Here is a 24,663-nt window from a genome sequence, read left to right on the forward strand (position 1 = left end):
TGATCACGGCAATCGTCATGAATCGTGACGAGAGGGATGCGGGGAACTAGCCTGGAAGGGTCAGCCACCCGTCGCGGAGGCCACGTCATGACCGTTCTCCATCACGAGCACCCCACGCACGCGCATTCCCACAGTCCCTCGTGCGGGCACACCACCGTCCCCCACGGGGACCACGTCGACTACGCCCACAACGGGCACCTGCACCGCGAGCACTCCGGACACTGGGACGAGTGCGAGACCACCTCACATGTCCCGCACACCCACCCGGACCACACGCACGGGCCGGAGTGCGGACACACCGCCGTCGCGCACGGCGACCACGTCGACTACGCGCACGACGGGCACCGGCACGCGCCGCACGGCAACCACTGGGACGAGCACTGACACCGCCACCGACCCGGACGGCTTTCCCCCGGCTTCTGCCAACTGGCACTCTTCCCCTGTCCAGTTGAGCTCAGCACCGGGGGAACCCCTCTTGTCTGCCACCGATCCCACCGACCCCTACGTGGTCGAACTCGCGCCGAACGTCCACGCCTTCGTCCAGCCCGACGGCGGCTGGTGCCTGAACAACGCCGGCTTCCTCGGCGACGCGGGCGAGTCCCTCCTCGTCGACACCGCGGCCACCGAACGCCGGGCGCGGCTGCTGCGTGAGGCGGTCCTCGCGGAGGGGCTGCCGCTGCCGCGGACGATCGTGACCACGCACCACCACGGCGACCACACCTACGGCAACGGGGTCTTCGTGCCCGAGGCGCGGGTCGTCGGGCACGAGAACTGCCGGACCGAGCAGCTCGCCGCCGGTCACCAGCTCCATCTGCTGTGGCCGCAGACCGACTTCGGGCGGGTCGACATCCTGCCGCCGTCCGTCACGTACCGCGAGCGGCTGACGCTGTACGTCGCCGGGATCGAGGTGCGGGTGATCCACCCGGGTCCCGCGCACACCACGGGCGACTCGATCGTGCACCTCCCCGAGCAGGGAGTGGTCTTCACCGGCGACCTGGTCTTCCACGGCGGGACGCCCTTCCTTCCGATGGGTTCGCTCGCCGGGTCGCTGCGCGCGCTCGACCTGCTGCGCTCGCTCGACGCGCCGACGGTGGTGCCGGGGCACGGGCGCGTGACCGACCCTTCGTCCTACGACACGACGGAGCGGTATCTGCTCTGGGTGCGCGAGCTGGCCGCCGAGGGGTACGCGAAGGGGGCGACGCCGCTGGAGACGGCGCGGGGCGCGGAGCTCGGGGAGTTCGCGGCGTGGCAGGAGAGCGAGCGGCTCGTCGCGAACCTGCACCGGGCGTACGCGGAGCTGGACGGGCTGCCGGAGGGCTCGCCGCTCGACCCGGCGGCGGTCTTCGGGGACATGGCGGCCATGAACGGCGGGGTGCCGGTGGCCTGCCACGCCTGAGCCCCGAGCCCCGTATCCCGTATCCCGGGGTGTGCTCACCAGCGCGGGACCGGTGGCGTGCGCCAGTCCGGGTCCGCGACCCTCATCGCCGCCGCGTCGTCGCGCTCCCGCAGCGTGCCGTCGTCGTCGAGCCAGCGGCGGTGCAGGGCGGCCAGCGCGGTCCGGTCGAGTTCGACGCCGAGGCCGGGCGCGTCGGAGACCGCGAGCCGGCCCTCGCGGAAGACGGGCCGGGTGGTGACGACGTCCTCCGTCTGCCAGGGGTAGTGGGTGTCGCAGGCGTGGTCGAGCTCGGGCAGCGTGGCGGCGACCTGGGTCATGGCGGCGAGGCTGATGCCCAGGTGCGTGTTGGAGTGCATGGAGAGCCCGACGCCGTACGTGCGGCAGAGCGCGGCCAGTTCGCGGGTGCGGCGCAGCCCGCCCCAGTAGTGGTGGTCGCAGAGGACGATCCGTACCGCTCCCTTCGCGAAGGCCTCCGGGACCTCCTCGAAGGTGGTCACGCACATGTTGGTCGCGAGCGGCACGTCCGTACGGGCGGCGATCTCCGCCATCGCGGGGGTGCCGCTCGCCGGGTCCTCCAGGTACTCCAGGACGTCCTTGAGCTCGCGCGCGACGGCGAGCGAGGTCTCCACGGACCAGGCGCCGTTGGGGTCGAGGCGGAGCGGGCGGCCCGGGAACTCCTCGGCGAGCGCGCGGATCGCGGCGATCTCCCGCTCGGGCTCGAACACCCCGCCCTTGAGCTTGAAGGAGCGGAAGCCGTACAGACGGTCGAAGCGGCGGGCCTGGGCGACGATCCCGGCGGGGTCGAGGGCGGCGCCCCACTCGTCGGTCGGGCCGTCCGCCGGGGAGGCGGGCAGGCCTGTGGCGCCCGGGTGGGCGGCCCAGCGGTAGAAGAGGTAGGCGCTGTACTCGACGCTGTCGCGGACCTTGCCGCCGAGGAGGGCGTGGACGGGCAGCCCGAGGGTCTTCCCGAGGGCGTCGAGGCAGGCGGTCTCGAAGGCGGAGACGACGGAGAGACGGAGCTTGTCGGCGGTCCTGACGCCCCGCAGTCCGCCCGCGTCGACGCCCTCGGCCGCCGGGAGGGCGGGATCGGCGGCTGCCGCCAGATCGAAGAGCGCGTTCATGTCCGTGACCGAGCGGCCGGGCAGGGCCTCGGCGAGGGGGCGGGCGAGGTCGAGGTAGACGCTGTCGCCGTAGGTCTCCCCGAGGCCGACCACCCCACCTCGGGTGATCACCTCCACCACGAGCCGGGGCGTGAAGGGCTGGTGGACGCCCTGGACGTTGAGGAGGGGCGGGTCGGAGATGAGGATCGGGGTCAGCCGGACTTCGTCGACGAGCAGCTTCAGCGCATCCATATGTGAACCCTATTCAGGGATGGGATCGAGAGCCAGAGTGCGGTACGGGGTTTCCGGGCGCCCCTCTGGACGACATACCGACTGGTCGGTCATCATGAACGCCGACCGAAGCCGAACCGGAGGTACGCACCATGAGTTCCGCCCCGCCACCAGGTCTGGACCCCGAACAGCTGCGCCGGTTCCTCGACCGCGAGCGGCCCGGCCTGGTGTCCGGCCCCCTCGAAGCCCGGCTGATCGAGGGCGGCCGGTCGAATCTGACGTACGTCGTGACCGACGGCACCGGACCCGGCTCCGGCCGCTGGGTCGTCCGCCGGCCGCCGCTCGGGCACGTCCTCGCCACCGCGCACGACATGCGGCGCGAGCACCGCGTGATCAGCGCCCTGCACGCGACGGACGTGCCGGTCCCGCACACGCTGCTGCTCTGCGAGGACGAGTCCGTCCTCGGGTCGCCGTTCTACGTCATGGAGTTCGTCGACGGGACGCCGTTCCGGTCGGCCCGGGAGCTCGCGCCGCTCGGCCCGGAACGCACCCGCGCCGCCGTCCTCGGCCTGGTCGACACGCTCGTCGACCTGCACGCCGTCGACCCGGCGGCCGTCGGACTCGGCGACTTCGGCCGCCCCGAGGGCTTCCTCGACCGGCAGCTGCGCCGCTGGGGCAAGCAGCTCGACGCCTCGCGCGGCCGTGAGCTGCCCGGCATCGAGGAGCTGCACGCGGCGCTCGGCCGCGCCCTGCCGGCCTCTCCCCCGCCGACCGTGATCCACGGCGACTACCGCCTCGACAACGTCCTCATCGGCGAGGACGACCGCATCAAGGCCGTCCTCGACTGGGAGATGTCCACGCTCGGCGACCCGCTGACCGACCTCGGCCTGCTCGTCATGTACAGCACGCCGCTGGATCTGCCGGACTCCCCGATCTCCACGACCGCCACGGCCCCCGGGCACCCGAGCGCCGCCGAGCTGGTCGAGCGCTACGCCGCCCGCTCGGGCCGCGACACCTCCGCCCTCGCCTGGTACACGGCCTTCGCCTGGTTCAAGCTCGCCGTGATCCTGGAGGGCATCCACTACCGCTACACCCTCGGCCAGACGGTCGGCGCCGGCTTCGACCGCATCGGCGAGCTCGTCCCCGTCTTCATCGAGCACGGCCTCACGACCCTCCAGGAAGGCTGATCCGCCATGGACTTCGCGTACGACGCCCGCACCGAGGAACTGCGGGCGAAACTCCTCGCCTTCATGGACGAGCACGTGTACCCGGCCGAGGCCGTCGCCGAGGAGCAGCGCGCCCTGCTCGCCTCCCCGTGGGACACCCCGCAGGTCGTGGAGGACCTCAAGGCCGAGGCCAAGCGCCAGGGCCTGTGGAACCTCTTCCTGCCGGACGCCGAGTACGGGGCCGGGCTGACCAACCTCCAGTACGCGCCGCTCGCGGAGATCACCGGCCGCAGCCCGCACCTGGCGCCCACCGCCCTCAACTGCGCGGCCCCCGACACCGGGAACATGGAGCTGCTCGCCCAGTTCGGCGACGAGGCGCAGAAGAAGCAGTGGCTGGAGCCGCTCCTATCGGGCGAGATCCGCTCGGCCTTCGCGATGACCGAGCCCGAGGTCGCCTCGTCCGACGCGACGAACATCGAGACCCGGATCCGGTGGGACGACGGGGGCACCTCCCGCTCGAACGGAGCCGAGGGCGGGGGATCGTACGTCGTCGACGGACGCAAGTGGTACATCTCCGGGGCCATGAACCCCGACTGCCGGATCTTCATCGTCATGGGCAAGACCGACCCCGACGGGACGGACCTCCGCCGCCAGCAGTCGATGATCCTCGTGCCGCGCGACACCCCCGGCGTCGAGGTGCGGCGCGCGATGCGGGTGTACGGGTACGAGGACCACTACCACGGCGGCCACGCCGAGGTGGTCTTCGACAACGTCCGCGTCCCCGCGTCGAACCTGGTCGGTGAGGAGGGCGGCGGCTTCGCCATCGCTCAGGCCCGGCTCGGCCCCGGCCGGATCCACCACTGCATGCGGCTCATCGGCATGGCCGAGCGGGCGGTCGAGCTGATGTGCCGGCGCGCCGTCTCCCGTACCGCGTTCGGGAAGCCGCTCGCCCAGCAGGGCGTCGTGCAGAACTGGATCGCGGACGCCCGGGTGACGATCGAGCAGCTGCGGCTGCTCGTCCTCAAGACGGCCTGGCTCATGGACACCGTCGGCAACCGCGGCGCGCACACCGAGATCCAGGCCATCAAGATCGCGACTCCGCGCGCGGTCGTCGACATCATCGACAAGGCCGTGCAGGCGCACGGCGCGGGCGGGGTCTCGCAGGACTTCCCGCTGGCCGAACTGTGGGCGGCGGCGCGGACGCTGAAGCTCGCGGACGGACCCGACGAGGTGCACCAGCGGTCGCTGGCCCGCCGGGAGCTGAAGAAGTACCTGTAGCCGAGAACCGGTCAGGGACGCAGGGCCCGCAGCAGGAGGTCGGCCAGGTGGTCGGCCACCTGCGCGGGGGTCAGCGGACCGTCCGGGCGGTACCAGGTGGACAGGTGGTGCACCGACCCGAAGTGGTAGTCGACCACCAGGTCGGACGGGGTCGCCGAGGAGAACACCCCGGACTGCTGGCCCTCCTCGATGAGGGCCTTGAACCGCTCGTGGTAGCGCCGCCGCTCGGCCCTGACCTGCTTGTTCTTCTCGGGGCTGAGGTGGTGCATGGAGCGGAAGAAGATGGCGGCGTCGTCGAGGTTCTCGATGGTGGTGACGACGACGTCCGCGGCGGCGCCGCGCAGCCGGTCCGCGACCGGCGCGTCGGCTTCCGCGTAGGCGTCGAGCCGCTCCTGCTGGAGGCGCAGGACCCGGGAGTAGACCTCCTGGAGGAGGTCCTCCTTGGAGCCGAAGTAGTGGTAGAGGGCGCCCTTGGTGACCCCGGCGGCCTCGACGATCTCCTGGACGGAGGTGCGGTCGTAACCCTGCTCCGCGAAGAGCCGGGTGGCGGCGGCGAGGAGCCTCTGGGGGACCGGTGCCCCGCTCTCGTCCGTCGTCCTGGCCATGCTCCGCCGCCTTCCCTCGTGATCGTTCCTGGTCGGGGGAACACCGTTCCCGTCCGTAGATCTTCCCATCCGCCGGGGCCCCCGCTAGCGGGCGCCCGTCTCCCACGTGCGCTGGACGTGGTTCATGGTGCCCAGCCAGCGCTCGGGGTCGGTGGCGCGGTTGCGGTAGTAGCCGGCGACCTCGGGGTGGGGCAGTACGAGGAAGCGGTCGGCGGCGATCGCGTCGAGGAGGGCGTCGGCCACGTCCTCGGGCTCGATCGCGGTGGGGGCGAGGACGAGGTCGCCGGCCGATCCGGCGGCGGTGAGCATGTCCGTACGGACGCCCTGCGGGCAGATCGCGTGGACCTTGAGGCCGCGGTGGCGGTAGGTGAGGGAGAGCCACTCGGCGAAGGCGTACGCGCCGTGCTTGGAGACGCTGTACGGCGCCGCTCCGATCATCGTGAGCAGTCCCGCGGCGGAGACGGTGGAGACGAAGCGGCCGCTGCCGCGCTCCAGCCAGTCGGGGAGCAGGGCGCGGGCCGCGCGGACGTGGGCCATCACGTTGACGTCCCAGGCGGCGGCCCAGACGTCCTCGTCGGCGAAGGCGTCGCCGGGCGAGGAGAGGCCGGCGTTGGCGCACCAGACGTCGACGGTGCCGCCGAGGGCCTCGCGGGCCTCGTCGACGACGGCGGAGGCGTCGCCCGGGACGGCGAGGGCGCCGATCTCCTCGGCGACGGCCTTGGTGCGGACGGGGTCGAGGTCGTTGACGACGACCCGGGCCCCTTCGGCGGCGAAGCGGCGGGCGAGGGCGGCGCCGATCCCGCCGCCCGCTCCCGTGACCACCACTGCGGCGCCCTGGAGCTCGTTCCTGTCCGCGTTCATGGACCCACCTCTCGGCTGTGACGACTCGGACAGACTAACCAGTCGGTATGGAGGGACGGAAGACCCGTTCCGCATGCCTCGTTCCGCACGCCTCGTTCCCCGGGAGGGTCGGGAGCGCTAGCGTGCGTGCCCATGCCATCCCGATCACCCCGGTCACCACGAGGAGGTTCCATGAGCCTGTCGCGACGGAGTCTGCTGGCCGCCGGAGGGGCCGTCGGGGCCGTGGCGGCCACCGCGCCCGCCGCGGCGGCCGTCCCCGCCTCCGGCCACGGCCGGGTGCGCACCGGCTTCGAGCGCCTCGCGGCGGACGGGTACGCCCTGCTGGCCGGCGAGCGGGTCGGCGTCGTCACCAACCCGACGGGGATCACCGCCGACGCCCGGCACATCGTGGACGTGATGCACGCCGACGAGCGGGTGGACCTGGTCGCCGTCTTCGGCCCCGAGCACGGCTTCCGGGGCACCGCCCAGGCCGGCGGTTCCGAGGGGCGCCACGACGACCCGGCGACCGGGCTGCCGGTCTACGACACGTACCTGAAGAGCGGGCAGCCGCTGGCGGACGTCTTCACGGCCTCCGGGGTGGACACGGTCGTCTTCGACATCCAGGACGTCGGCGCGCGCTTCTACACGTACATCTGGACGCTGTACGACTGCATGGTGGCCGCCGCGCTCGCCGGGAAGCGGTTCGTCGTCCTCGACCGGCCGAACCCGGTGACCGGGCGGGCGGCCCTCGGCCCCGTCCTCGACCGGGCGTTCGCGACCTTCGTCGGGCGCGAGCCGATCGCACAGGCGCACGGCATGACGGTGGCCGAGCTGGCCCTGCTCTTCAACGCGGAGTTCCTGGCCGTGCCCGTGGCCCTGGAGACCGTCCGCATGACGGGGTGGCGGCGGTCCGAGTTCTTCGACGCGACCGGGCTGCCCTGGGTGCCGCCGAGCCCGAACATGCCGACGCCCGACACCGCGCTCGTCTACTCCGGCACGTGCCTCTTCGAGGGGACGAACCTCTCCGAGGGCCGGGGCACGACCCGGCCCTTCGAACTGCTCGGCGCCGAGGGGATCGACCGGCGGTGGGCGGAGTCGGCGAACGCCCTCGGCCTGCCCGGAGTCCGCTTCCGCGAGGCGTACTTCGCCCCGACCTTCTCCAAGTTCCAGGGGAAGACCGTGGGCGGCGTGCAGCTGCACGTCCACGACCGCGCGGCCTTCGACCCGGTACGGACCGGGGTCGGGCTCCTGGTCACCGCGCGGAGCTCGTGGCCGGGCTTCGCCTGGCGCCCGGACAACTGGATCGACAAGCTGACCGGCTCGACCCGGGTGCGGACCCTGATCGACGCGGGCGGCGACACCGACGAGGTCGTCGGTGCGTGGGAGGCGGACCTGGCGGCCTTCCGGGCCGCGCGGCGGGAGCATCTGCTCTACCGCTGACGGGGGGTTGGCCCCCCTTCCAGCACGGGGGCGGGCGGGATGTCCCCCGGGGCGTCCCGCCGACGAGGCTTGCCCCATGAACATCAGGAAGCTTTCCTTACGGCGCCGCTCCTCCCGCGGCGGCTCGGTCCTCGTCGGCGTGCTGGTCGCCGCCTGCCTCGGCACCCTGGCGCCCGCCGCCGGAGCGGCCGACCGGCCCGCGCCCGACCCCGCGCGCGAACTCGCCCGCTCCGCCCACCCCCTGACCGACCTGCGCCCGCTCGACCGGATGATCGGCTCGGCGAAGGTCGTCGGCATCGGCGAGGCCACCCACAGCTCGGGCGATTTCTTCGCGGCCAAGCACCGGATCTTCGAACACCTCGTGGAGAAACAGGGCTTCACCACCTTCGCCCTGGAGGCCAACTGGTCGACCGGGCTGCTCGTCGACGAGTGGGTCCGCACCGGGCGGGGCGACATCCGGGCGATCATGCGGGACGAGTTCCAGGAGTCGTACCGCCTCTGGAACACCGAGGAGTACCTCGACCTTTTCCGGTGGATGCGGAAGCACAACCGGCTCCACCCCGGGCACCAGGTCCGCTTCATGGGCAACGACCTCGGCTACGCCGGGCCGAACGTCTTCGAGGCCGTCACCTCCTACGTGGCCCGCACCCGCCCCGCGCTCCTCCCCCGCTTCCGGGAGCTGTACCGGGATTCCCGGCCCTCCGGCGAGGTCGAGGCCTGGATGAAGGCGTACATGGTCAAGCCGCTGCCCGAGCGGCGGCGGATGGCCGCCGACGTGAACCGGGCGCTCGCGCTCCTGGAGGAGCAGCAGCCCGGCACGGGCCGGGCGGCGCGGGAGGCGCACACCTGGGCGGTCCAGCACGCGCGCGCCATCGCCCAGGTCGGCACCGAGTTCTCGCACGACATCTTCTCGGACACGGGCGTCGCCGCGGCGATGCTCTACCGGGACCGCGTCATGGCCGAGAACACCGTGTGGTGGCAGCGGCAGACCGGCGACCGGATCGTGCTCTCCGCGCACAACGGGCACGTCGGGTACGTGACGCCGAAGCCGGACCAGTACCCGCGGCTCCAGGGCGCCTTCCTGCGGGACGCCCTCGGCCGGGACTACGTGAGCGTCGGCGCGTCCTTCGGGCAGGGCTCGTTCAACGCGCACGACACCGAGGCGCCGGGCGAGCCGCTGCGGGCGTTCACCGTCGGCCCCCTCGGCCCCGGCAGTCACGCCGACACCCTGGACCGGGTCTCCCCCGCCCCCTTCTACCTGGACCTGCGCCGGACGACTCCGGCGGCGCGCGACTGGCTCGACGCGCCCCGGCCGGCCTGGCACATCGGGACGGCGTACCCCTGGTCGGACACGGTCGTGCCCTCCCGGCTCCCCGCCTCGTACGACCTGCTCGTCCACTTCCCCCGGATCTCCGCGGCGCGGCTGCGCTGACGGGACGCCAGGAGGGCCGCCCCGGCACGTCTGGACGGGGCCCCGCGCGGGCATGCTGGCCGTGGAGCCGCTGCCCGCGCACCCGCGCGTCTCGGCGCGGCGGCCACCTCGACGTGGAGGGACGGTCGGGCCGTGACCGGGATGAGTGTGGAACCGTACCGGGAGATCACCTTCGACAAGGACGGCGACGGGCCGGCGGGACAGTCCGCGGCCCTCGCGGCGCTGGCCCGGCAGGGGGTGACGGACCTGGTGCTGCTCGCCCACGGGTGGAACAGCTCCCCGTCCGGCGCCACCCGCCTCTGCTCGGACTTCTTCGCTCCCTTCCCCGCGCTGTTCGGTCCCGGGGTCGAGGCGGGGTACGCGGGGGTGATCTGGCCCTCGATGATGTTCACGGACGAGCCGGTGCCCGACTACCGGGCGCTCGTGACGGTCCTCCCGGAGAAGGAGCCGGTCCTCGGGCGGCTCGCCGAGCTGCTGGCGCTCGCTCCGGCGGAGGAGGCGGCGTTCGCCGAGTTCGGGGAGCTCCTGAGGGAGCTGACCGACGTGCCCCGGTGCGGGGCGGGTGTTCCTTCCGTCTCCGGGGTCGCGCAGTCCGTGCCGGAGTTCCTGGTCGCGGATCCGGTGGAGGTGTGCGCGCTGTTCACGGAGGCCCTGGAGGGCCGTACGGAGCAGGACTTCGGGGAGGGGCTCAAGCGGTACTGGAAGGGGGCCAGGGAGGCGCTGCGGCAGGCCACGTACTACGTGATGAAGCGGCGGGCCGGGCGGGTCGGCGAGTTCGGACTCGGGCCGCTGCTGGGCGAGGTCGCCCGCGCGGCCCCCGGTCTGCGCGTCCACCTCGTGGGGCACAGCATGGGCGCCCGGCTCGTCGCGTACGCGCTGCGGGGCCTTCCGGCGGAGGCGCGGCCGGTGGCCTCCGTGACCCTGCTTCAGGGGGCCTTCTCGCACTACGCCTTCGCCGCCCGGCTGCCGCACGACCCCCGGCGGTCCGGCGCGCTGCGGGACATGCAGCGCCGGGTGCGGGGGCCGGTGGTGGCCTGCTACTCGCGGCACGACACGGCGCTCGGGGTGATGTATCCGCTGGCGTCCCGGCTCGCGGGCGACTCCGAGTCCCTGACCGGTGTGCCGGGCGGCCTGCTCGGCTCGGACGACCCGCGCTGGGGCGCGATCGGGCACGACGGCGTCCAGGCCGTGCCGGGCACGGCGCGGCGGACCGTGGCGGACGTGCCGTACGAGGGCGTGCCGGGCTCGGGGTGCGTGAACGTGGACGCGGCGGAGGTGGTCCGCTCGCACAGCGACATCCGCCGTCCCGAGCTGGCCAGGGTGGTGGTGGCGGCGGCCCGGGCGGGGCGCCCGTAGACCGCGCCGAGCCCGCCTCTGAACCGCACCGGACGTGCGCGTCGACCACATCGGACGCGCGCGTTCCGCTGGGCTCCGGTGATCCCTCCCGCCCCGTTGATGGCTGCCATCCGATATTCGATGGAACACGACGGGCCACTCGTTCGTCCCTCTGATACCGCGGTAGGACCAGCGACGGAGGTGGCGAGAGATGGCCGGTTTCCGGAGTCTCGCGAGACAGGTGCGCGATCCCGGGTGCGACACGGCGCTGCGCAGGTACTCACTGCGCAAGTGTCTGGAGCGCTTCGCGCCGTACGGACACAGGGCGACCTGGGACCATCTGTGCCGCAGGCACAGGTTCGGTCCCGAGGACCGGGAGCTCGATCCGGGGCGGCTGGTGGCCGCCCTCGACGAGCTGGAGGAGGCGCGGGCCGTGTGGCTCGCGTACGAGGAGCAGTTCGCCGCGCGGCGGCGGCGCGAGAAGCACGACGGGCTGCGCGGGCTCGGCGCCCTGGACGACTGGCACCGGCGGGTCTGGGGCGGCAACGGCGTGGTGCGGTGCGGTGATCCGGCGGTGCACCCCTCGGATCCGCTGCCGGAGGTGCTGCGCCGGCTGATCGCCGCCCTGGAGGACGGCCCCGGCGAGCGGTGCCCGGTGTGCGAGGGACCGCGGATCGGATGGGCGGCGGCGTCGGGGGACGCGTACGAGCCGTGGCTCGGTCCGGTGTGCGGGGACTGCGGTGTGGGCGTCCCGCGCGCGGTGCTGACGTCGGGTGCGCTGGCCCGTGCCCGCGGGGAGCTGCGCCGGCCGCTGGCTCCGGCGGCGTGAGGACGGGCGCGACGGACGGCCCCGGGGCGCCGCCGGCGCTTCAGGTGTGTCTCAACGGGTCACGGGGGCCCGGGGGCGCGGCCGCTGTGCCGATGTCGCCCGCGTCGATCGCCGAGGCCGCGGCCCTGGCGGTGGCGGCGGGCGCGCGGGACGTGCGTGTGCACCCGCGGACGCCCTGCGGTGCGGAGTCCCTCTCGCCGCGCGTGCTCGCCCCCGTCCTGACGGCGGTCAGGGCGGCCGTCGCCGTGCCGGTGGGGGTGACGGCGAGTGCGTCCGCCGAGCCCGATCCCGGGCTGCGGGTGGAGCGGGTGCGCTCCTGGGCCGTCCTCGCGGAACCGCCGGACCACGCCTCGGTCGACTGGCACGAGCCTGGCGCCGAAGAGGTGGCGGCGGCGCTCCTGGAGCGCGGTGTCGGCGTCGAGGCCGGAGTGCGGTCGGGGACGGACGGGCCTGCGCGGTTCGCGCGCTCGCCCCTGGCGTCCCGGGTGCTGCGGGTCCGCGCGGAGGTCGCCGACCCGGACCCGGCGACGGCCGGGGCCACGGCCCGGGCCCTGCTCGGAAGCCTGGACGTCCCGTCCGGGGTGCCGGTCCTGCTCCACGGCGTCGACGGCGGTACGTGGCCGGTGCTGCGCCTCGCCCGCCGCCTCGGCCTGGGCACCCGGATCGGTCTGGCCGACACCCTGCTCCTGCCGGACGGCACCCGGGCCCGGTCCAACGCCGAACTGGTCGTGGCGGCGCTGGCGTAACGCGCCGGCGGGTGTCAGTCCTCCTTGGCGGACCGGCGGACCGGCATCAGGCGGGAGCCCGCCATCTGGTCGCCGAGGACGTCGTCGGGGTTGGAGAGGACGCAGGTCTCCAGGGACAGGCAGCCGCAGCCGATGCAGTCCGTCAGGTGGTCGCGCAGCCGGCCCAGCTGTTTGATGCGCTCGTCGAGCTCCGTGCGCCAGGCCGCCGAGAGCTGCGCCCAGTCCTCGTTCGTGGGGGTGCGCTCCTCGGGGAGCCTGGCGAGCGCGTCGCGGATCGTGGCGAGCGGGATGCCGACGCGCTGTGCGGCCCGGACGAAGGCGACCCGGCGGAGGGTGTCTCGGCCGTAGCGGCGCTGGTTGCCCGTGGTGCGGCGGCTGCTGATGAGCCCCTTCGCCTCGTAGAAGTGCAGGGCGGAGACGGCGGCCCCGCTACGGGCGGAGAGCTGGCCGACGGTGAGTTCGTGGATCTTCTCTGGAATCTGCGGCACTCAGCGACCCTACTGGTCCGTCGGGGACGGCCGTTGACAGCGGCCTTCGGACCCCACATGCTGAGCAAGCGCTTAGATACCAAGCGGTATGTCGTACGAGAAGGGACGAGGAACATGGCCGAGCCGAGGATCTTCACCTCCGCCGAGGAACTGCGCGCGGGGGTCGGCGAGCAGCTGGGGTACAGCGACTGGCTGGAGATCGACCAGAAGCGCATCGACCTCTTCGCCGAGGCCACCGGCGACCACCAGTGGATCCACGTCGACCCGGAGCGCGCCGCCGAGGGCCCCTTCGGCGCGACGATCGCGCACGGCTATCTGACGCTGTCGCTGCTGCCGCTGTTCGTCCCGCAGGTCCTGCGGGTCGAGGGCATGAAGATGGGCCTCAACTACGGCACCGAGAAGGTGCGGTTCCCCGCCCCCGTGCCGGTCGGCTCGCGCCTGCGCGCCACGGCCGTCCTCACGAAGGTCGAGGAGGCCGGCGGCGGCGTGCAGGTGACGGCGGCGGTGACCGTGGAGCGCGAGGGCGCCGACAAGCCGGTCTGCTTCGCCGAGTCGGTCTCCCGCTACTACTTCTGAACCCCGACCATCCGCAGCACGAGGTCGGCGTAGAGCGCGCCGACCTCGTCGGGCGTCCGGCGGCCCTGGGTGTTGAACCAGCGCGAGACGTCGATGCAGAGGGAGAGCACCGCGACCGTGGTGCCGGGGACGTCCGGCACCACGAACTCGCCCGCCGCTACGCCCTCTTCGACGATCCGGCGCACCGCCGCGTCGGACTGCCTGCGCAGCTCCACGATCTCGGCGCGGTGCTCGGGGCCCAGGGCGTCGAGCTCGTACTGGACGACCCGCGCGGTCGTGTGACGCTCGGCGTGCCAGCGGACGAAGGAGTGCACCGCGTCGGCGAGCCGCTCGGCGGCCGTGCCGCCGCCGTCGGCCGCGGCCCGGAGGATCTCCAGGGCCTTGTCGTGGCCGATGCGGCTGATCCGGTGGAGCAGCTCTTCCTTGGTCTTGTAGTGGATGTAGAGCGCGGCCGGGCTCATGCCGGCGCGGCCCGCGATGTCCCGGGTGGTGGTGGCGTGGTACCCGCGCTCGGCGAACGCCTCGACGGCGGCCACCAGCAGCCGCCTGGCCGCCTCGGGCGTGACCTCGCCCCAGGGCATGTCCTCGCCCCCGGGCGTCTCCTCCGCCGCGCTCATCCCACACTCCTTCTCGGACCCCGTCAGGACGAACACCATACAACGAGGGTGAGCAAGCGCTTAGAGATCGGCGGTCGGAGCTTCGACACCTCGATGGCTCAGAGGCCCGGAAGCTCCGAGGCCCCGAGGCTCGGAAGCTCCGAGACTCCGCGGCTCAGAGGCTCAGAGCTTCTGGAAGGGGTCGTGCTCGGCGAGGAGCTTCTCCAGGCGGGCCTGGTCGACGCGGCTGACGATCTGGCCGGCCTCCTGGCGGTCGCGGACGACCTTGGCGAGCGTGAAGGCGGAGGTCGTGAGGTAGAGGACCGCGACGGCGAGGAAGGCCCGCACCCAGGCGCTGGCCTCCAGCTGGAAGATCCCGATGGCCACGGCCGCGAGGGCGATCCCGAAGGAGAGGACGGCCTGCATGTAGTAGGCCGCGGTGTTCTGCTGCTTGACCGGTGTGTCGCTCATGCACGACAGCATCGTCCGGATGTGGCCGGCGCCACATCCGTCCGCGTACTCAGAGGCGTACAGCTTGGTACTCAGACCTCAGAAGGCCGAAACCCCCGTCAGCGCCCGTCCGATGATGAGCTTCTGGATCTGGCTGGTGCCCTCGTACAGGGTCATGACGCGGGCGTCGCGGAGCAGCTTGCCGACCGGGTACTCGTCGATGTAGCCGTAGCCGCCGAAGACCTGGAGGGCGTTGTTCGCGGCGCGGACGGCGGCCTCGGAGGCGAACAGCTTCGCCTTGGAGGCGGCGGTGGCGAAGTCCTCGCCCCGGTCGATCAGGTCGGCGACGCGCCAGGTGAGGAGCCGGGCGGCGTCGACGTCCACGGCGATGTCGGTGATCAGCTCCTGCACGAGCTGGTACGAGGCGATGGGCTTGCCGAACTGCTCGCGCTCCCCCGCGTAGCGGACGGCGGCGTCGAGCGCGGCCTGGGCGATGCCGACGCAGCCGGCGGCGACCGACATGCGGCCCTTGGCGAGGGCGGACATGGCGACGGTGAAGCCCTTCCCCTCGGGTCCGAGCAGGGCGGCGGCCGGGACGCGGACGTCCTCCAGGACCAGTTCGGCGGTGGCCTGGCCGCGCAGGCCGAGCTTGCCGTGGACGGCGCGGCGGGTGAGGCCGGGGGTGTCCGTGGGGACGAGGAAGGCGGAGACGCCCCTGTGGCCCGGGGCGTCGCCGGTGCGGGCGAAGAGCAGGACGACATCGGCCCAGGTGCCGTTGGTGATGAACATCTTGGTGCCGTTCACGACGTAGTCGTCGCCGTCGCGGACCGCGCGGGTGGTGAGGTTTCCGGCGTCGGATCCGGTGCCCGGCTCGGTGAGGCCGAAGCAGCCGAGCGCCTCGCCGGCGGCGAGCCTGGGCAGCCACGCCCGCTTCTGCTCCTCCGTGCCCCAGGCGGCGAGGGTCTTGGCGACGAGCCCGAGGGAGACGGAGACGATGCCGCGCACGGAGGAGTCGCCGCGGCCGAGCTCCTCGGTGACGAGGCAGTACGCGAGGTGGTCGCCGCCCGAACCCCCGTACTCCTCCGGGATGGTGAGCCCGAGGAAGCCGACGGCGCCGAGCTTCTTCACGATCGCCCGGTCCACCTCCTCGGCGCGGTCCCACGCGACGGCGTGCGGGGTGACCTCGCGGGCGACGAAGTCCTCGGCGAGCCGCCGTACGGCTTCCTGCTCCTCGCTCAGTTCCAGATTCATGCGGTGCCACCCCACTCGGCCATTTAATTACCACTGCTAGTTTTCACTGTGCGGGCCTACTATGTGCGCCATGGCCCGACCGCGCAAGCCCCTGCTCAGCCGAGACCTCATCGTCGGGACGGCGGGTGCGCTCGTGGACGCGGAAGGGCTCGCCGCCCTCTCCACCCGGCGGCTCGCGGCCGAGCTCGGGGTGAGCGGCCCCTCGCTCTACAACCACTTCCGCACGAAGGACGAGATCCTCGACGCCGTCGCGGACGCGGTGAGCGCGAAGATCGACCTGTCGATGTTCGAGGAGACCGACGGGCGCGACTGGCGCACGGCGCTGCACGACTGGGCGGTCTCCTACCGCGCGGCCCTCGCCGACCACCCGCACATCGTCCCGGTCCTCGCCCAGGGCCCCGGCCGCCGCCCGGCCGGCCTGCGGGTCGCCGACGCGGTCTTCGGCGCGATGGTCCGGGCGGGCTGGCCCCCGGCCCAGGCCACCTCCATCGGCGCGCTGATGCGGTACTTCGTCACCGGCTCCGCCCTCGGCTCCTTCGCCCGCGGCTTCGTCGACGACGAGACGGCCTACGACCCGGCCGACTACCCCCACCTCGGGCAGGCCCACCTCCTGGCCGAGCACCGCCAGAAGGTCGACGAGCGCGCCTTCGAGACGGGCCTGCGCGCCCTGCTCGACGGGCTGCTCGTCCAGTACGAGGCCCAGGTGCGGCGGGCGGGGACGCCGGACGGTTCAACTTCCGACAGTTCGGCGAACGCCGAACGGTGAGTGCGGGACCCTGGGGTCATGGCAGCCAGTGATCTCGCCGCGCTCGCGGCGCTCTTCGCGGACGAGAGCCGCGCCGCGTTCCTGCTCGCCCTGCTCGACGGACGGGCCTGGACCGCCGGGGAGCTCGCCCGCCACGCGGGCGTGGCGCCGTCGACCGCCAGCGAGCACCTCGGCAAGCTCGTCGCGGGCGGGGTGCTCACCGAGGAGCGGCAGGGCAGGCACCGGTACGTCCGGCTTGCCGACCCGGGAGTCGCGCACCTCGTCGAGGACCTGGCCGCCCGGTCGGAGCCCCGGGTGGCAGCGCCGGCCGGCTCGCTTCGGGCCGCGAGCGCCGGGCGGGCGATGGCCCGGGGGCGGACCTGCTACGACCACCTCGCCGGGCGCCTCGGGATCGCGATCACCGAGGCGATGACCACGCGCGGACTTCTGCGCCAGGACACCGGGTTCGCGCTCACGGACCGGGGCATGGGGTGGTTCGAGGAGCTGGGCGTGCCCCTCGTACGCAAGGGGCGGCGGCCCGTCGCGCGCGGCTGTCTCGACTGGACCGAGCGCAGGCCGCACCTCGCGGGGATCGCGGGCGCCGCGCTGTGCGGCCACGCGCTCGACGCCGGGTGGTGCGTGCGGATCGGGTCCGAGCGGGCCGTGAAGGTGACGGCGGAGGGCGAGTCCGCGCTGTACGAGACGCTGGGCATCGCCCCGGCGGCCCTGCGCTGAGTCGCCCGGCGGTCGGGCGCCCGGCGGTCGGGCCCAGGCGGCCAGGCCCAGGCAGCCAGGCTCCGAACTCCGGGCTCCCGGCTCCCGGCTCCGAGCTCCCGGCTCCCGGCTCCCGGCTCCCGGCTCCCGGCTCCCGGCTCCCGGCTCCCGGCTCCCGGCTCCCGGCGATATTGCGGTGAACGCCGAACGGTCCGCGGCCTACGGTCGAGCCATGCAGAACCGAACCTCGCGCCTCGCGCTGGCCGCCGCCGGTGTCACCGTCGTCCTCTGGGCCTCCGCCTTCGTCTCCATCCGCAGTGCCGGGGCGGCCTACTCCCCCGGCGCACTCGCCCTCGGGCGGCTCCTCGCCGGGGCGCTCGTCCTCGGCTGCGTCCTCCTGATCCGGCGGGAGGGGCTGCCTCCCCGGGCGGCCTGGCGCGGGATCCTGATCTCGGGGCTGCTCTGGTTCGGCGTCTACATGGTGGTCCTCAACTGGGGCGAGCAGGAGGTCGACGCGGGCACGGCGGCGATGGTGGTGAACATCGGGCCGATCCTGATCGCCCTGCTCGGCGCGAGGTTCCTGAAGGAGTCGCTGCCGCCCCGGCTGATCGCGGGCATGGCCGTGTCCTTCGCCGGCGCGGTGGCCGTGGGCCTCTCCATGTCGTCCGGCGGTTCCGGCGCGCACGCCTCGGTGCTCGGCGTGGTGCTCTGCCTGGTCGCGGCGGCGGCGTACGCGGGCGGGGTCGTGGCCCAGAAGCCGGCGCTCGCCCACGGCAGCGCGCTCCAGGTGACGACCTTCGGCTGCCTGGTGGGCGCGGTGGCCTGTCTGCCGTTCGCCGGGCAGCTCGTCGAGGAGGCGGGCCGGGCCCCGCTGTCGGCGACCCTGAACATGCTCTACCTGGGCGTGTTCCCGACCGCGCTCGCCTTCACGACCTGGGCGTACGCCCTCGCCCGGACGACCGCGGGCCGGATGGGCGCGACGACGTACGCCGTGCCCGCCCTCGTCGTCCTCCTCGCCTGGCTCTTCCTCGGCGAGCTGCCGGGCGTGCTGACGCTCGCCGGGGGCGCGCTCTGCCTGGCGGGCGTGGCCGTGTCCCGCTCGCGTCCGCGGCAGCGGGCGGCCGCCGCTCCCGGAACGGCCGAATCCACCTGACAGGTGATGGTCATGGTTCCGGTCACTTCGCGGGCCGGTTCCGCTCCGCACCCGCCCGCGACCTGGAGAGAAGACGCCCGTCAAGCTCCGTTTCCGGCCTGAGGCGCCGGACGTGACGTTTCGCCGCCGCCCGGCCGGATAGTTTCGAGACGGTCACAGGCGCGAGCCGGAACATTACGTTCCGGCACCTTCTCGCACAGTCCACGGGGGAGCTCATGGCGATTCAACAGAGGGCGGAACGGACGAGACAGGAGATCCTGTCGGCGGCCGCGCGGGTCTTCGACGGACTCGGCTACGAACGCGCGTCGCTCGCCAGGATCGCCGGCGAGGCCCGGGTGACCACCGGCGCCCTCGTCTTCCACTTCGCGACCAAGGCGGACCTGGCGACCGCCGTACGGGGGCGGGCCCGGGCGGTCACCAGGACCACGGTCGAGTCGGCCTGTCTTTCCACGGAGGGCGTGGGCGGCACCGCGATCGACAAGCTGGTGCTCACCACGCACGCGCTGATCCGGCTCTTCGAGACCGACCACGCGGCACGGGCGGGCGAGCGGCTGGCCCGCGAGCTGGACGCCGCAGGCCCCGCGCCGTCCGGGGAGTGTCCCTGGCGACGCGAAGTCGCGCGGCTCGCCCGGTACGCCGCCGCGGAACAGGCGTTAAGACCCGGGGTCGACGCGACCGCGGTGGCGGCCCTGATCGGCTACGTGATCACCGGCGTGGAGCTGGAGATGCGCTCGCCCAGCACGACGGACGACGACGAGACCTGGCCGCCGACCGGGACCGGCGCCATCCTCGGCCCGGCGGAGGAACGTCTGCGCCGCATCTGGGAGTTGATCCTGCCGGGCCTGGTCCATCCGGCCGCCCGACGGCCCCGGCCCACGACGGCGTCGACCGTCAAGGCCTTCTCCCCGGCGATGTTCCCGGCGCCGACGACGTTCCCGCCCACGGCCACGCCGAAGACCTCCGCCCCGGCCGCACCCTCCGCCCAGGAGCCGGGCGCCACCCCCTAGAACCTGTCGGCTGCGGTCACACCGTCAGTTCCCGCGCCCGGAGCGCAGCAGCTGGCGGGCGAAGACCGTCAGCGACCGGCCGATGCGCTCGGTCGAGAGGCCGAGTTCGTGCCGCTGGAATTGGAAGAGCTCCGGCGCCAGCGGGCCGAGCGCGATGTCGACCATCGGGTCCGGGTCCTCGACCCCGTGATCGACGAGCAGCGTGCGGACGTGCACGCGCCAGAATCCGTACGCGCCCGTCCTGAAGCGCGCGGCTCCGGTCTCCGCCCCCAGCGCCAGCGGCAGATGACGTTCCAGCAGGTCGAGCATGGCGAGGTAGAAGGCCGCGAGCCGCTCCCCCGCCGGCGCCCCGGGCCCGAGCGGCGGCGGTCCGTAGATCAGCTGGCCCTGGAGCCGGCGCTCGTGCTCGTCGAGGAGCGCGACGGCGACGGAGGGCGGGTCGGGGAAGCTCCGGTAGAGCGTGGCGCGGCCCACGCCGGCCGCCTTGGCGATGCGGTCCATGGTGACCGACCGGGGGTCCCGCTCGGCGAAGAGCTGCTCGGCGGCGGCCAGGATCTGGGCACGGTTCCGCTCCGCGTCCGCGCGTCTGCGCGGCGCGACCGGCTGTTCCTCCGCCGCCTGCAGATCGCCGAGGAGCCCGCCGACCCGGTGCACGGAGGAGGCTCCACGACCTCGCTGCTCGTCGTCGCTCATGGACCAGACCTTACTTCCCTCAGCCCTAAGTGGACACCTTGTCCGCTTGGATGGTTGCATGGCATGCTAAACGGACTCAGTGTCCACTTACCGCTCGCCATCCCGCCCCAGGGAGATCCAGATGCACACCGCGCTCCTCGCCGCGGCCCTGCTGGTCGGCTGCCTCCTGGCCGTCCAGGCCTCGGTGAACCTCCAGCTCAACTCCGCCGTCGGCACCCCGTACGGCGCCTCGACCATCCAGCTCGGCGTCGCCACCGGACTCCTCACCGTGCTCGCGGTGGCGGCCGGAGCGCTCGGCGCACTCGGCAAGCTGCCCGACGTGGAGCCCTGGCAGCTGCTCGGCGGGCTGGCCAGTCCCCTCTACATCACCAGCGGCATCCTGCTGTTCCCCCGGCTCGGCGCCCTCGCCGCCGTCGGACTCTTCGTCACCGGCCAGATGTTCGCCTCGCTCGCCCTCGACCTCTTCGGTCTCCTGGGTCTCGAGCAGCAGGACCTCAACCCCGGGATCGTCATCGGCGCCCTCGCCGTGCTCGCGGGCATCGTCGTGATCATCCGGGGCATGAAGGCGGCGGCCCCTCCCGGCGCCCCGAAGATGTCGAGTGCCGGGCGCGCCGGCTGGCTCGCCCTCGGTGTCCTCGCCGGAGCCGTCCTGCCCGTGCAGGGCGCGGTCAACGCCCAGCTCCGCGCCCAGCTGAAGGAGCCCATCACCGTCGCCGTGATCAGCTTCGCCGTGGCGACGTTCACGATCGCGGTCGTCCTGCTCGTGCTCTACGCGACCCGCCGCACGCCCAAGCCGAAGATCGCCCCGCTGAAGAAGATGCCCTGGTGGGGCTGGCTCGGTGGCGCGTGCGCCGCCGCCTACGTCACCGGCACCTTCCTCCTCATGCCCACCATCGGCGCGGCGGTGACCATCGCCCTCACCGTGACGGGGCAGCAGCTCACCTCGGCGCTGATCGACCACAAGGGCCTGTTCAAGCTCCCCCAGCGCTCCCTGACGAAGCCGCGCGCCCTGGGCCTCGTCCTGCTGATCGCCGGCTCCCTGACCATCCAGCTCGTCTGACCGTCCGACCGAGGGATGTGCCATGAAAGCCTCCTACACCGCCGGGCCGGACATCCACGTCCTCCCCTCGGCGCTGCCCATACCCGGCCTCGGCGACCAGCCGGTCAACGCCTTCCTCGTCCGGTCCGACCAGCCGTTCCTCGTGGACACCGGCATGCCCGTCGACCGGGAGGGCTTCCTGGACTCCCTCTGGTCGCTGATCGATCCGGAAGAGCTCCGCTGGATCGTCGTCACCCACGACGACCGCGACCACACCGGCGCCCTGGCGCGGATCCTGGAGACCGCGCCGGGTGCGCGGGTGCTGACCAACGCGATATCCCTGACGCGAATATCCGAAGAGTTCGACATTCCCCAGGACCGGGTGGTGACGGCGAACCCGGGAAGCCGTGTGAAGCTCGGCGACCGCGAGCTGAGTTTTCACCGGCCGCCCACCTTCGATTCACCCGGGACACTCGCCGTGTTCGACCATTCCGACGGCACGCTCTACAGCTCCGACAGCTTCGGGACCGTGGTCGAGGAAATAACCCATGACTTCGCCGATCTCAGCGAGGCGGAATTCTTCGAGGGATTCGACGTCCTGAACCGGGCCATCGCCCCGTGGACCGCGCTGGTCGACGAGGAGAAGTTCCTCCGGCCCGTACGCGCACTGGCCGCGCTGCGTCCGGCGCGGCTGCTCAGCGCCCACGGGCCGACCGTCCGCGAGGACGCCGTGCCGCGGCTCTTCGAGGCCATCGCCCGCATCCCCTCCCTGCCCGCCTGGCTCCCCGGCGCCGACCTCGACCTCGAGGCGGCGCTCGACGCCCACGCGTCCCCCACCGACTGAGCCCCGCCCGGCCGCCTCCCGAATCCGGCCGCTTCCCGAATGAGGAGAACCATGCCCGACCCGACCGACACCACCGCCCGGGCCGCCTTCGACCCGGCCACCGTCGACCTCACCCCGCAGCGCGGGGTGGTCACCGTCTTCTCCGACATCTGGTGCTCCTTCGCGCACATCGCCATCCACCGGCTGCACGCCACCAGGGCCCGGCTCGGCCTGGCGGAGCAGGTCTCCTTCGACCTGCGCGCCTTCCCGCTGGAGCTGCTCAACGACGCCCCGAGCCCGCGCCCCGGCACCGACAGCGAGGTCGCCCGGATGGCCAGCCTGGAGCCGGCCGCCGGCTGGCAGCTGTGGCAGGCGAAGGACTGGTCCTACCCGTCGACGACGCTGCCGGCCCTGGAGGCGGTCCTCGCCGCGAAGGAGCAGAGCCTGCACGCCTCGGAGCAGCTCGACCTCGGGCTGCGCCGGGCCTTCTGGGCCGAGTCGCGCACCATCAGCCACCGCAAGGTGATCCTCGACGTGGCCAAGAACACGGGCGCGGTCGACGTCGAGGCCCTCGCCGAGGCGCTGGACGACGGCCGGGCGCGCCGGACGCTCTCGGACCACGCCGCCGTGTCCCGTACCGACCGGGTGAACTGCAGCCCGCACCTGTTCCTGTCCGACGGCTCCGACTACGCCAACCCGGGCATCGACGTGGGCTGGGAGGGCGGCTACGGCATCGGCTGGCCGGTGATCAACTCGGACGACGCGAAGGTGTACGAGGACATCCTGCTGCGGGCCGCCACCGAGTAGTTGAATTCGCAGCCAATAGCGGCATAATCTCCGGAACGACGGTTCGGCATTCCTTTCGCGGAATGCCGGACCGTCGTTCCTTTTTTTCATCGGCAGAACATCGCGGTGATTATTAAATGCGTGACCCGGCCGTTATTCGCAAGGCCGCTCGAAGCTCCTAAAGTCGTTCCCGCCGCCGGAATTCCGGAAGCAGATCCGTATCGACAGCGGGAGTGTTCTTCATGTCGTTGACCGACAAGGCAGACGTCAGCACCTTCGTCGACCTCACCCAGCACGAGATCGAAGCGCTGAAGACCCGGTTCAACCTTGCCGACGCGCACACCCACCAGCGGCAGTCCGCCTCCCAGGAGGCGATCGTGCAGCGGCTGCCCGAGCTCTGGCACGAGTCCGAGTCGAAGCAGCAGGCCCACTTCGAGCGCAAGTTCCTGGACGCCTTCTTCCGCCTGCACCAGCAGCCCACCGCCCGGGCGATGGACCGCACGCTCCTGTCGTACTCGGCCAGCGTGTCGACCATGGTCGCCGGCATGTTCCTCAAGCAGCGCGGCAAGTCGGTGCAGCTGGTGGAGCCCTGCTTCGACAACCTCGTCGACCTGCTGCGCAACATGCAGGTGCCGATCTCCCCGCTCGCGGAGTCCGCGCTGCACGACAAGGACGCGATCTACGAGCGGCTCGTCGAGCAGGTCGACGCGGACGCCCTCTACCTCGTCGACCCGAACAACCCCACCGGCTTCACGCTCCTCGCCGAGAAGCTGGAGGGCTTCGGAGAGGTCGTCCGCTACTGCGTGGACCACGACAAGGTCCTCGTCATGGACTTCTGCTTCGCCTCCTTCGCGCTCTGCGACGAGGGCATCGGCCGGGTCGACATCTACCGGCTCCTGGAGGAGTCCGGCGTCACCTACATGGTCATGGAGGACACCGGGAAGACCTGGCCGATCCAGGACGCCAAGTGCGCCATGATCACCGCCAGCCGGGACATCCAGGAGGAGGTCTACAACCTCCACACGAGCGTCCTCCTGAACGTCTCGCCCTTCGTCCTCAACATGGTCACGGAGTACGTCGAGGACTCCATCGCCGACGGGTTCGCCTCCGTGCGCGACATCATCCGCACCAACGGCGAGGCCGCCCGCGCCGCGCTGAGCGGCACGATCCTGGAGTTCCAGGAGCCGGTCGTCGGCACCAGCGTCGCCTGGTTCCGGATCACCGCCGAGCACCTGACCGCCACCCAGCTCCAGGCCGTCCTCTTCGACGAGGAGGTGTACGTCCTGCCGGGCACCTTCTTCTACTGGAACACGAAGTCGAAGGGCGAGCGTTACGTCCGCCTGGCCCTGGCCCGCGAGCCCGAGGTCTTCGCCGGCGCCATGGAGCGGATGCGGAAGGTGCTCGAGCGCTATGCGGCCTGACGCCACGTCCGAGGTGTTCATCGACGCCACGCTCTTCATGGGGATGCACAGCGAGAACGACGCCGTCCGCGTCGCCTCCAAGGCCTTCTTCGCGGACCGCCTCGCCGCGGGAACCGCCGGCCGGGTCGTCATGAGCTGGGAGCAGGTCGGCCGCTGCGACGACCTCGTGTGGGCGTACGAACGAGGGGTCCAGGACGACTACTACCCCTTCATGGACGTCCTCCACACGGACCTCGCCATCGACCGGATCGCCTACGAAGAGGCGGACGTCCGCCGGGCCTTCACCGCTCCCGGGCTCGACGGCCTGCCCACGCACGAGCGCCTGCTGCTCGCCCAGGTCATCGGCCGAGGGGGCACGCTGCACACCGCGAGCCCCCGGCTGCTGGGGACCGCCGGACTCCCCGTCGTCCCGATCGCCCGGGCCGGCGCGCCCGCGCCGGTCGCGGAGCCGTCGTTCCCCCCGTACCTGGAGGACCTCTACCGGCGCTCGCTGGTCCTGACGGTCGCCTCCGAAGACCTCTGA

General features: G+C 72.7%; 27 protein-coding genes. 19 read left to right on the top strand and 8 right to left on the bottom strand.

The features are described 5' to 3' along the window. Positions 1–87 precede the first annotated feature (87 nt). Positions 88–384 carry a hypothetical protein gene (locus tag ASC82_RS21345; protein ID WP_056650377.1) on the top strand — a complete coding sequence of 99 codons (297 nt, stop codon included), beginning with the start codon at positions 88–90 and terminating at the stop codon, positions 382–384. 91 nt (positions 385–475) lie between these two features. After that, positions 476–1,396: an MBL fold metallo-hydrolase gene (locus ASC82_RS21350; RefSeq protein ID WP_056650380.1), complete on the top strand. Its 921-nt coding sequence runs from the start codon at positions 476–478 to the stop codon at positions 1,394–1,396. A 35-nt stretch (positions 1,397–1,431) separates the two neighbouring features. Here ASC82_RS21350 and ASC82_RS21355 read toward each other — a convergent pair whose 3' ends face one another. Beyond that, positions 1,432–2,748 (bottom strand): glucarate dehydratase family protein, encoded by a 1,317-nt coding sequence (locus tag ASC82_RS21355; RefSeq protein ID WP_056650382.1) that lies wholly within the window; start codon positions 2,746–2,748, stop codon positions 1,432–1,434. Positions 2,749–2,879: 131 nt separating this feature from the next. Here ASC82_RS21355 and ASC82_RS21360 point away from each other — a divergent pair, with 131 nt between their 5' ends. Then, entirely contained in the window at positions 2,880–3,914 is a 1,035-nt protein-coding gene (locus ASC82_RS21360) for a phosphotransferase (protein ID WP_056650384.1), read from the top strand. 6 nt (positions 3,915–3,920) lie between these two features. Beyond that, positions 3,921–5,171, top strand: coding sequence for an acyl-CoA dehydrogenase family protein (locus tag ASC82_RS21365; RefSeq protein WP_056650389.1), 1,251 nt, complete (start codon positions 3,921–3,923; stop codon positions 5,169–5,171). Between the two features lie 11 nt (positions 5,172–5,182). On the opposite strand, the gene ASC82_RS21370 is transcribed toward ASC82_RS21365, so the two are convergent. Together ASC82_RS21370 and ASC82_RS21375 are read right to left on the bottom strand one after the other, a co-directional pair. Further along, positions 5,183–5,776, bottom strand: a complete 594-nt coding sequence (locus tag ASC82_RS21370) for a TetR/AcrR family transcriptional regulator (RefSeq protein ID WP_056650391.1) — start codon at positions 5,774–5,776, stop codon at positions 5,183–5,185. Positions 5,777–5,860: 84 nt separating this feature from the next. Further along, complete coding sequence (locus ASC82_RS21375; protein ID WP_056650395.1) at positions 5,861–6,637, bottom strand: SDR family oxidoreductase; 777 nt, start codon at positions 6,635–6,637, stop codon at positions 5,861–5,863. A 171-nt stretch (positions 6,638–6,808) separates the two neighbouring features. Here ASC82_RS21375 and ASC82_RS21380 point away from each other — a divergent pair, with 171 nt between their 5' ends. The 5 genes from ASC82_RS21380 (at position 6,809) to ASC82_RS21400 (ending at position 12,398) form a co-directional block, all read left to right on the top strand. Then, positions 6,809–8,056 carry a DUF1343 domain-containing protein gene (locus ASC82_RS21380; protein ID WP_056650397.1) on the top strand — a complete coding sequence of 416 codons (1,248 nt, stop codon included), beginning with the start codon at positions 6,809–6,811 and terminating at the stop codon, positions 8,054–8,056. Between the two features lie 76 nt (positions 8,057–8,132). After that, positions 8,133–9,488 (top strand): erythromycin esterase family protein, encoded by a 1,356-nt coding sequence (locus ASC82_RS21385; protein WP_056650401.1) that lies wholly within the window; start codon positions 8,133–8,135, stop codon positions 9,486–9,488. 141 nt (positions 9,489–9,629) lie between these two features. Further along, positions 9,630–10,844: an alpha/beta hydrolase gene (locus ASC82_RS21390; RefSeq protein ID WP_199862582.1), complete on the top strand. Its 1,215-nt coding sequence runs from the start codon at positions 9,630–9,632 to the stop codon at positions 10,842–10,844. A 190-nt stretch (positions 10,845–11,034) separates the two neighbouring features. Further along, entirely contained in the window at positions 11,035–11,652 is a 618-nt protein-coding gene (locus ASC82_RS21395) for a hypothetical protein (protein WP_056650405.1), read from the top strand. 44 nt (positions 11,653–11,696) lie between these two features. After that, complete coding sequence (locus ASC82_RS21400) at positions 11,697–12,398, top strand: 3-keto-5-aminohexanoate cleavage protein (protein WP_079039395.1); 702 nt, start codon at positions 11,697–11,699, stop codon at positions 12,396–12,398. A gap of 14 nt (positions 12,399–12,412) precedes the next feature. Here the strand turns inward: ASC82_RS21400 and soxR are convergent, their stop codons facing one another. Then, a complete protein-coding gene (gene soxR, locus ASC82_RS21405; protein WP_056650411.1) occupies positions 12,413–12,886 on the bottom strand; it encodes a redox-sensitive transcriptional activator SoxR in 474 nt (157 codons plus the stop codon). Positions 12,887–13,000: 114 nt separating this feature from the next. Between soxR and ASC82_RS21410 the strand changes: the two genes are divergently transcribed. Then, positions 13,001–13,462, top strand: coding sequence for a MaoC family dehydratase (locus tag ASC82_RS21410; protein WP_056650414.1), 462 nt, complete (start codon positions 13,001–13,003; stop codon positions 13,460–13,462). Here the strand turns inward: ASC82_RS21410 and ASC82_RS21415 are convergent. The 3 genes from ASC82_RS21415 to ASC82_RS21425 all read right to left on the bottom strand — a co-directional run bounded on the left by ASC82_RS21415 (position 13,453) and on the right by ASC82_RS21425 (position 15,759). After that, positions 13,453–14,079: a TetR/AcrR family transcriptional regulator gene (locus ASC82_RS21415; protein WP_056650417.1), complete on the bottom strand. Its 627-nt coding sequence runs from the start codon at positions 14,077–14,079 to the stop codon at positions 13,453–13,455. The genes ASC82_RS21410 and ASC82_RS21415 overlap by 10 nt on opposite strands. Positions 14,080–14,241: 162 nt before the next feature. Beyond that, positions 14,242–14,529: a YiaA/YiaB family inner membrane protein gene (locus ASC82_RS21420; protein ID WP_024758619.1), complete on the bottom strand. Its 288-nt coding sequence runs from the start codon at positions 14,527–14,529 to the stop codon at positions 14,242–14,244. Positions 14,530–14,607: 78 nt separating this feature from the next. Next, positions 14,608–15,759, bottom strand: a complete 1,152-nt coding sequence (locus ASC82_RS21425; protein ID WP_056650421.1) for an acyl-CoA dehydrogenase family protein — start codon at positions 15,757–15,759, stop codon at positions 14,608–14,610. A 70-nt stretch (positions 15,760–15,829) separates the two neighbouring features. Here ASC82_RS21425 and ASC82_RS21430 point away from each other — a divergent pair, with 70 nt between their 5' ends. From ASC82_RS21430 to ASC82_RS21445, 4 genes are all read left to right on the top strand, one after another. Further along, entirely contained in the window at positions 15,830–16,525 is a 696-nt protein-coding gene (locus ASC82_RS21430) for a TetR/AcrR family transcriptional regulator (RefSeq protein ID WP_056650423.1), read from the top strand. 18 nt (positions 16,526–16,543) lie between these two features. Next, positions 16,544–17,239, top strand: coding sequence for a winged helix-turn-helix domain-containing protein (locus ASC82_RS21435; RefSeq protein WP_056650426.1), 696 nt, complete (start codon positions 16,544–16,546; stop codon positions 17,237–17,239). Positions 17,240–17,450: 211 nt separating this feature from the next. Further along, positions 17,451–18,371 (top strand): DMT family transporter, encoded by a 921-nt coding sequence (locus ASC82_RS21440; RefSeq protein ID WP_056650429.1) that lies wholly within the window; start codon positions 17,451–17,453, stop codon positions 18,369–18,371. Positions 18,372–18,586: 215 nt separating this feature from the next. Continuing rightward, complete coding sequence (locus ASC82_RS21445; RefSeq protein WP_079039396.1) at positions 18,587–19,378, top strand: TetR/AcrR family transcriptional regulator; 792 nt, start codon at positions 18,587–18,589, stop codon at positions 19,376–19,378. A gap of 24 nt (positions 19,379–19,402) precedes the next feature. On the opposite strand, the gene ASC82_RS21450 is transcribed toward ASC82_RS21445, so the two are convergent. Beyond that, positions 19,403–20,071 (bottom strand): TetR/AcrR family transcriptional regulator, encoded by a 669-nt coding sequence (locus tag ASC82_RS21450; RefSeq protein WP_056650432.1) that lies wholly within the window; start codon positions 20,069–20,071, stop codon positions 19,403–19,405. 121 nt (positions 20,072–20,192) lie between these two features. On the opposite strand from ASC82_RS21450, the gene ASC82_RS21455 reads away from it, so the two are divergent. The 5 genes from ASC82_RS21455 (at position 20,193) to ASC82_RS21475 (ending at position 24,663) form a co-directional block, all read left to right on the top strand. Further along, on the top strand, positions 20,193–21,131 hold the full coding sequence (locus ASC82_RS21455; protein WP_024758612.1) for a DMT family transporter: 939 nt from the start codon (positions 20,193–20,195) through the stop codon (positions 21,129–21,131). Positions 21,132–21,153: 22 nt separating this feature from the next. Next, on the top strand, positions 21,154–21,954 hold the full coding sequence (locus ASC82_RS21460) for an MBL fold metallo-hydrolase (RefSeq protein WP_056650436.1): 801 nt from the start codon (positions 21,154–21,156) through the stop codon (positions 21,952–21,954). A 51-nt stretch (positions 21,955–22,005) separates the two neighbouring features. Then, positions 22,006–22,740, top strand: a complete 735-nt coding sequence (locus ASC82_RS21465; RefSeq protein ID WP_079039397.1) for a DsbA family protein — start codon at positions 22,006–22,008, stop codon at positions 22,738–22,740. Between the two features lie 221 nt (positions 22,741–22,961). Next, a complete protein-coding gene (locus ASC82_RS21470; protein WP_056650848.1) occupies positions 22,962–24,140 on the top strand; it encodes a pyridoxal phosphate-dependent aminotransferase in 1,179 nt (392 codons plus the stop codon). Next, positions 24,130–24,663: a DUF6190 family protein gene (locus ASC82_RS21475; protein ID WP_056650439.1), complete on the top strand. Its 534-nt coding sequence runs from the start codon at positions 24,130–24,132 to the stop codon at positions 24,661–24,663. Before ASC82_RS21470 ends, ASC82_RS21475 begins: the two co-directional genes overlap by 11 nt.

It is taken from the genome of Streptomyces sp. Root431, from assembly GCF_001426585.1.
Lineage (GTDB): Bacteria > Actinomycetota > Actinomycetes > Streptomycetales > Streptomycetaceae > Streptomyces > Streptomyces stackebrandtii.

Bases quoted from the DNA above. Each gene is read 5' to 3' on its own strand.
- ASC82_RS21345 (WP_056650377.1), top strand. From the start codon at position 88: ATGACCGTTCTCCATCACGAGCACCCCACGCACGCGCATTCCCACAGT.
- ASC82_RS21355 (WP_056650382.1), bottom strand. From the start codon at position 2,748: ATGGATGCGCTGAAGCTGCTCGTCGACGAAGTCCGGCTGACCCCGATC.
- ASC82_RS21360 (WP_056650384.1), top strand. From the start codon at position 2,880: ATGAGTTCCGCCCCGCCACCAGGTCTGGACCCCGAACAGCTGCGCCGG.
- ASC82_RS21365 (WP_056650389.1), top strand. From the start codon at position 3,921: ATGGACTTCGCGTACGACGCCCGCACCGAGGAACTGCGGGCGAAACTC.
- ASC82_RS21370 (WP_056650391.1), bottom strand. From the start codon at position 5,776: ATGGCCAGGACGACGGACGAGAGCGGGGCACCGGTCCCCCAGAGGCTC.
- ASC82_RS21375 (WP_056650395.1), bottom strand. From the start codon at position 6,637: ATGAACGCGGACAGGAACGAGCTCCAGGGCGCCGCAGTGGTGGTCACG.
- ASC82_RS21380 (WP_056650397.1), top strand. From the start codon at position 6,809: ATGAGCCTGTCGCGACGGAGTCTGCTGGCCGCCGGAGGGGCCGTCGGG.
- ASC82_RS21385 (WP_056650401.1), top strand. From the start codon at position 8,133: ATGAACATCAGGAAGCTTTCCTTACGGCGCCGCTCCTCCCGCGGCGGC.
- ASC82_RS21390 (WP_199862582.1), top strand. From the start codon at position 9,630: ATGAGTGTGGAACCGTACCGGGAGATCACCTTCGACAAGGACGGCGAC.
- ASC82_RS21395 (WP_056650405.1), top strand. From the start codon at position 11,035: ATGGCCGGTTTCCGGAGTCTCGCGAGACAGGTGCGCGATCCCGGGTGC.
- ASC82_RS21410 (WP_056650414.1), top strand. From the start codon at position 13,001: ATGGCCGAGCCGAGGATCTTCACCTCCGCCGAGGAACTGCGCGCGGGG.
- ASC82_RS21415 (WP_056650417.1), bottom strand. From the start codon at position 14,079: ATGAGCGCGGCGGAGGAGACGCCCGGGGGCGAGGACATGCCCTGGGGC.
- ASC82_RS21420 (WP_024758619.1), bottom strand. From the start codon at position 14,529: ATGAGCGACACACCGGTCAAGCAGCAGAACACCGCGGCCTACTACATG.
- ASC82_RS21425 (WP_056650421.1), bottom strand. From the start codon at position 15,759: ATGAATCTGGAACTGAGCGAGGAGCAGGAAGCCGTACGGCGGCTCGCC.
- ASC82_RS21430 (WP_056650423.1), top strand. From the start codon at position 15,830: ATGGCCCGACCGCGCAAGCCCCTGCTCAGCCGAGACCTCATCGTCGGG.
- ASC82_RS21435 (WP_056650426.1), top strand. From the start codon at position 16,544: ATGGCAGCCAGTGATCTCGCCGCGCTCGCGGCGCTCTTCGCGGACGAG.
- ASC82_RS21440 (WP_056650429.1), top strand. From the start codon at position 17,451: ATGCAGAACCGAACCTCGCGCCTCGCGCTGGCCGCCGCCGGTGTCACC.
- ASC82_RS21445 (WP_079039396.1), top strand. From the start codon at position 18,587: ATGGCGATTCAACAGAGGGCGGAACGGACGAGACAGGAGATCCTGTCG.
- ASC82_RS21450 (WP_056650432.1), bottom strand. From the start codon at position 20,071: ATGAGCGACGACGAGCAGCGAGGTCGTGGAGCCTCCTCCGTGCACCGG.
- ASC82_RS21455 (WP_024758612.1), top strand. From the start codon at position 20,193: ATGCACACCGCGCTCCTCGCCGCGGCCCTGCTGGTCGGCTGCCTCCTG.
- ASC82_RS21460 (WP_056650436.1), top strand. From the start codon at position 21,154: ATGAAAGCCTCCTACACCGCCGGGCCGGACATCCACGTCCTCCCCTCG.
- ASC82_RS21465 (WP_079039397.1), top strand. From the start codon at position 22,006: ATGCCCGACCCGACCGACACCACCGCCCGGGCCGCCTTCGACCCGGCC.
- ASC82_RS21470 (WP_056650848.1), top strand. From the start codon at position 22,962: ATGTCGTTGACCGACAAGGCAGACGTCAGCACCTTCGTCGACCTCACC.
- ASC82_RS21475 (WP_056650439.1), top strand. From the start codon at position 24,130: ATGCGGCCTGACGCCACGTCCGAGGTGTTCATCGACGCCACGCTCTTC.